Raw genomic sequence first — 5,908 nt, 5'->3', positions numbered from 1 at the left:
ACGGCGCGCGCCTGAGCGCGCCACGGTTCGAACCGGTCAAGGAGTTTGTGACATGGGCCTGCAACCAATGATGCGGCTGTTCTCCATCCGCGTGCGCATGGTGGGTGCCATCGGCGTGGTGCTGGCGTTGCTGCTGGGCGTGGGGGGCGCGGGCCTGTGGGGCATGCAGAACCTGCAGGCCATCAGCCACGAGTTCGTGAACCACGCGTTCGAGGAGACCAAGACGCTGTCGCGCCTGCGCCTGGCGCTGGCCGAGCTGGGCCGGTACGAAAAAGAAATGGTGATCCAGTACGAATCACCCGAACAGCTGTCGCTGGCGCACATGAACTGGGGCAAGGCCCGCAAGGCGGTGCGCGAGCAGATCCAGCACATGCAGCAAGGCGAACCCGACGAGGACAACGTGGTGCTCGAAGGCCTGGAAAAGAACCTGGTCGCCTACGAGGCCGCGGTGGAGCCGGTGGTCAACAACATGCAGAGCGGGGGCTACGACAGCGCCACCGTGGCCAACCGCATGCTGGAGCGTGCGCACGAGCGCTACGCGGTGCTGGAGGCGGACATGAAGAAGGTCGAGACCATCATCGCCGCCGAGGCCGCGGCGCTGCAGGCCGACGAGGAGCGCACCGCCCGCGCCACGCTGATCGGTTTCGCCATCGCCGTGGGGGTGGCCATGTTCGTGGTGGTGCCGACCACGCTGGCCAACATGCAGAGCATCTGCCAGCCGCTGAACGCGGCGCAGAACCTGGCGGCGTCCATCGCCAAGGGCGACCTGACGCAGCCCGTGCAGACCCAGGGCAAGGACGAGCTGACCGCGCTGATGCACGCGCTGGGCATGATGCAGGCGTCGCTCGCGCGCATCGTGGGCGAGGTGCGCAACAGCACCAACAGCATCGGCAGCGCCAGCGTCGAAATTGCGTCGGGCAACCAGGACCTGTCCAACCGCACCGAACAGGCGGCCGGCAGCCTGCAGCAGGCCGCCAGCAGCCTGGAACAGATCAACGGCATGGTCGGCCAGAGCGTGGACAGCGCACGCCAGGCCAGCGCCATGGCCGCGGCCAACGCCGATGTGGCCGCGCGCGGCGGACAGGTGGTGGGGCAGGTCGTGTCCACCATGGACGAGATCAACCACAGCTCGCGCAAGATCGGCGACATCATCGGCGTGATCGACGGCATCGCGTTCCAGACCAACATCCTGGCGCTCAACGCCGCGGTGGAAGCCGCGCGGGCCGGGGAGTCCGGTCGCGGGTTTGCCGTGGTGGCCGGCGAGGTGCGCAACCTCGCGCGCCGCAGCGCCGAAGCGGCCCAGGAGATCAAGGTGCTGATCGGGGCCAGCGTGGACAAGGTCGAAGCCGGTACCCAGCTGGTGGCCGAAGCCGGCCAGACGATCGGCGAGATCGTGACGCACGCGCAAAAAATCTCGGCCTTCATCAACGACATCACCACCGCCGCCAACGAGCAGAGCGAAGGCATCGGACAGGTCAACCGCGCGGTCGGCCAGCTCGACCAGATGACGCAGCAGAACGCGGCGCTGGTGGAAGAGAGCGCGGCGGCCGCCGAGAACCTGCGCGAACAGGCCAGCAAGCTCGCCGCCGTGGTGGCCACCTTCCAGCTGAACGCCCGCTGAGCGCGGGCGGCTGCGCCAAGGGGAGCGCCCATGCGGCGCGGCCTGGCCCGCCGCGCCCACCCAGGCTTCATTGGTCGCGCTGGCCCGGCCTGCCGTGTGGGGCGTGTCGCCTGGCCAACCGGAAGGGGTTCAGGGCCATGGCGGCCTGCCTATACTGAGCCGCTTTGGTTGCTCTTCCGGAAAGGTCCGCCATGAACGCCCGACTGCCCACCGCCGCCCTCGCGCTGGACGCCCAGACCCTGCAGACCCAGGTGGACGCCGCCTGGCAAGACTGCATCGTGCCCGAGCTGCTGCGCTACATCGCGGTGCCGGCCAAGTCCCCCATGTTCGACCCCGACTGGGCCGCCCACGGCCTGCTCGACCGCGTGCTCCAGAACGCCGCCGACTGGGTGCGCGCCCAGCAGGTGCCCGGGCTGCAGCTGGAGGTGCTGCGCCTGAACGACGCGCAGGGGAAACCGCGCACACCGGTGCTGTTCTTCGAGGTGCCCGCCAGCGAAGGCCAGGACGGTACGCCCGCTCCGGCGTCGGGGCAGACTGTCTTGATGTACGGGCACCTGGACAAACAACCCGAATTCAGCGGCTGGCGCAGCGACCTGGGCCCGTGGACACCCAAGATCGACGACGGCAAGCTCTACGGCCGCGGCGGCGCCGACGATGGCTACGCGGTCTACGCCGCCATCACCGCCATCCAGGCGCTCAAGGCGCAGGGCGTGGCGCACCCGCGCATCGTCGGGCTGATCGAAACCTGCGAAGAAAGCGGCTCGGCCGACCTGCTGCCCTATGTGGACGCGCTGCGCACCCGTCTGGGCGACGTGGGCCTGGTGGTGTGCCTGGACAGCGGCGCCGGCAACTACGACCAGCTGTGGATGACCACCAGCCTGCGCGGCATGGCCAGCGGCGTGCTCAAGGTCGAAATCCTCACCGAAGGCATCCACTCGGGTGACGCCTCGGGGCTGGTGCCGTCGAGTTTCCGCATCATGCGCCAGGTGCTGGACCGGCTGGAAGACAGCGGCACCGGCCGCCTGCTGCCGGCCAGCTTCCATTGCGAGGTGCCGGCCGAGCGGCTGGCGCAGGCGCAGGCCACGGCCGCGATTTTGGGCGACGAGCTGTACAAGCGCTTCCACTGGGCGCACCACGACTGTGGTGGCTCCACGGTGTTCGCCCTGCCCACCACCACCGACCCGGTCGAAGCCCTGCTGGCCCGCACCTGGCGGCCCACGCTGTCGGTCACCGGCGCCGAGGGCTTCCCCGACATCGGCAACGCCGGCAACGTGCTGCGCCCCTACACCGCCTTCAAGCTCAGCCTGCGGCTGCCACCGCTGGTGGACGCGGCCAGCGCGGTGCAGCAGCTCAAGACCCTGCTGGAAGACAACGCGCCCTACCAGGCCAAGGTCACGTTCGAGGGCCTGAGCGCGGCCACTGGCTGGAACGCGCCGAGCACCACACCGTGGTTCGACGCGGCGCTGGACGACGCTTCTCTGGCCCACTTCGGCGCCGGCTGCGGCAGCATCGGCCAGGGCGGCACCATCCCGCTGATGAACCTGCTCAGCCAGGGCTTCCCGAAGGCACAGATGATGGTCTGCGGCGTGCTCGGGCCCAAGAGCAACGCGCACGGACCCAACGAGTTCCTGCACCTGGACTACGCGCGACGCCTCACCGCTTCGGTGGCGCAGGTCATCGCGCGCATGCCCTGAGCGCCATGGGTGTGGACACCACCCAGGCCCCGTTCACGCTGCGCGACGGGCTGAACGTCGCGCTGTTCGACTGGCCGCTGCCCAGCCGCCGCCGCCCGCGCGCCGTGGTGCTGATCGTGCACGGCCTGGGCGAACACGCCTGGCGCTACGACCCGCTGGCCCAGCGACTGAACGAGTGGGGTTTTGCGGTGCGCGCCTACGACCAGCGCGGCCATGGCGATTCGGGCGGCGCGCGCGGCGTGCTGCCCGACGACGACGCCCTGCTGGACGACCTGGACGAAGTGCTGGACGACACGCGCCGCCACATCGCCCAGCCCTGGGCCTGCCCGATCGTCCTGCTGGGCCACAGCATGGGCGGCGTGGTGGCGGCCACCTGGGTGCTGCGGGGTTCCGCGCCGGTGGATGGGCTGGTGCTGTCCTCGCCCGCGCTGGACGCGGGCATCGGCCCCCTGAACAAGCGCCTGATCGCCCTGCTGTACCGCTGGGCGCCCGACTTCACGCTCTCCAACGGGCTGGACCCGCGCCGGATCTCGCACGACGCGGCCGTGGTGGACGCTTACCGCAAAGACAAGCGGGTGCACGACCGCATTTCGGCGCGGCTGGCGCGCTTCATCGACGCCAACGGCCCGCCCGTGGTGGCCGCTGCTCCTGGCTGGACCGTGCCCACCCTGCTGCTGTACGCCGGCGCCGACCGCCTGGTGCGGCCCGACGGCAGCCGCGCCTTTGCCAGCGTGGCGCCGCGGAACGTGGTCACCAGCCAGTGCCTGGACGGCCAGTTCCACGAAATCTTCAACGAGGCCGATCCCTCGGCCGCCTACGGCGCGCTCAAGACCTGGCTGGACGGCTTCGCACCCGCCTGAACAGGAACACCTCTGCGGTCCTCCGCGCCGCCCCCTCAAGGGGGCGGCACTGGCCGTCCGGCAAAGCCGGCCCGGCGGTGCCCTGGACCCGATGCGCGCCGCGTTTGCAACGGGCCAGCCGCCGGGCCGTCCCAAGGCAGGCCCAGCCCCCGAGGGGCTTTGCGCCGCGGCTCTGGACGTGCCTGCGCACGTCCGGACGGCGCAAAGTGACGCTGACTCTGGCAGCGTCCTGCTCAGCGACCCGCGCAGCGGTGGAGCGTGGGGGCCTTTTACTTCAGCGCTTCATCAGCCCGCCCAGCATGCCCATCAGGTCGCCGGCGTCCAGCTTGCCGTCGCTGCCGCCCAGCAGCGAACCCAGCGCGCCCATGCCGTTGTCGGCCGGCAGCTGGCCTTGTGGTGTCAACTGGTCGATCAGACCGGGCAGCACGTCTGCCAGGGTGCCGGCGGCCTGTTGCTCATTGCCGCCCAGTTGCTGGGCGATCATGCCCATCAGGTCCGGGCCGAGGGCGCCGCCCAGGGCGTCGGCCGACACGGGCTGGTTCGCACCCGTGCCCACCCACGACGCGGCGGCATCGGCCAGACCGCCCTGCTGCAGCTTGGCCAGGATGCCCTGCAGGCCTCCGGCGTTGTTCATCAGCGCGCCGACGATGCCCATGAGCACCTGCGGGTCGATGCCGCCCGCACCACCCTGCGCCTGGCCAGCTTGCTGGCTACCCAGGGCCGCGCCCAGTACCGAATCCAAAAGACCCATGTGATTTCTCCCGAAAAGTTGAGATCCGATGATGCCTTGCACGTGTGACGCGACGCAGGCAAGAGGAAACACCCTCCAGCGCACGCCGTGGAACCGGCTTGGCCGGGCCACTGGCGTGGTCCCCCTTGCGGGGGGACGCCGCGCAGCGGCGCAGGGGTGCTTCTCAATTGTGGGCTTGGCGCTTGAGCCAGGCAAGCCAGCCCAGCGCCACGCCGGTCAGGGCCACGGGCACCAGCGAACCCACGTTCAACAGGGCCCAGCCCTGGGTGGTGACAAGGGCGCCGGAGGCGAACGAGGTGACCGCCATGGTGGCGAAAACAAAGAAATTGATGGCGGCCTGTGCGCGGTCTTTTTCCTCAGGTCTGTAGGCTTGCAGCGACAGCGTGGTGCTGCCGGTGAACAGGAAGTTCCAGCCCACGCCCAGCAGGAACAGCGCGATCAGGAACTGGTGCAGCTCCACGCCGGTCAGGGCAATGACGATGCACAGCGCGTTGAGCAGCACGCCCACGCCCATGATGGTGAGCGTGCCAAAGCGCTTGATGAGGTGGCCGGTGAAAAAGCCCGGCGCGAACATGCCGATCACGTGCCACTCCAGCACCAGGGCGGCGTCGCTGAACTCGAAGCCGCAGACCTGCATGGCCAGCGGGGTGGCGGCCATCAGCAGGTTCATCACCCCGTAACCCAGCGCGGCACCGATGGCCGCAACCATGAACACCGGCTGGCGCACGATCACCGACAGCGGACGCCCGGTGTCGGCGCCGGCCTTCTTGGGCGGCAGCGGCGGAAACTTCAGAAACGACATGATGGCCATGGACAGCAGCGCCACCACGGCCAGCGCCAGGTAGGCACCGGCGAACGGCACGTCCAGCAGGTTGCGGGTGCGGCTGGCCAGGTTGGGGCCCAGCACCGCGCCCACCAGGCCACCGGCCAGCACCAGCGACACGGCTTTTTCGCGGAAGTCCGGCGCCGCCAGTTCGGCCGC

At 69.8% G+C, this 5,908-nt stretch carries 5 protein-coding genes; 3 read left to right on the top strand and 2 right to left on the bottom strand.

From position 1 onward, the window contains the following. Window positions 1-52: 52 nt before the first annotated feature. The 3 genes from ACR2JA_RS03415 to ACR2JA_RS03405 all read left to right on the top strand — a co-directional run bounded on the left by ACR2JA_RS03415 (window position 53) and on the right by ACR2JA_RS03405 (window position 4,175). The gene (locus ACR2JA_RS03415; protein WP_434007717.1) at window positions 53-1,621 is read left to right on the top strand and encodes a methyl-accepting chemotaxis protein; all 1,569 of its coding nucleotides are present in this window, start codon (window positions 53-55) and stop codon (window positions 1,619-1,621) included. Window positions 1,622-1,812: 191 nt separating this feature from the next. Beyond that, complete coding sequence (locus ACR2JA_RS03410; RefSeq protein ID WP_434007716.1) at window positions 1,813-3,315, top strand: M20/M25/M40 family metallo-hydrolase; 1,503 nt, start codon at window positions 1,813-1,815, stop codon at window positions 3,313-3,315. 5 nt (window positions 3,316-3,320) lie between these two features. Then, window positions 3,321-4,175 (top strand): alpha/beta hydrolase, encoded by an 855-nt coding sequence (locus ACR2JA_RS03405; protein WP_434007715.1) that lies wholly within the window; start codon window positions 3,321-3,323, stop codon window positions 4,173-4,175. 274 nt (window positions 4,176-4,449) lie between these two features. Here the strand turns inward: ACR2JA_RS03405 and ACR2JA_RS03400 are convergent, their stop codons facing one another. After that, a complete protein-coding gene (locus tag ACR2JA_RS03400) occupies window positions 4,450-4,926 on the bottom strand; it encodes a YidB family protein (RefSeq protein WP_434007714.1) in 477 nt (158 codons plus the stop codon). Window positions 4,927-5,089: 163 nt separating this feature from the next. Further along, window positions 5,090-5,908: MFS transporter (locus tag ACR2JA_RS03395; RefSeq protein ID WP_434007713.1), on the bottom strand; the 819-nt coding region annotated here is incomplete at its 5' end.

This window comes from Hydrogenophaga sp. (assembly GCF_051007235.1).
In the GTDB taxonomy this organism is placed as follows: domain Bacteria; phylum Pseudomonadota; class Gammaproteobacteria; order Burkholderiales; family Burkholderiaceae_C; genus Hydrogenophaga.
This window is presented reverse-complemented; position numbering and strand designations above follow the sequence as displayed.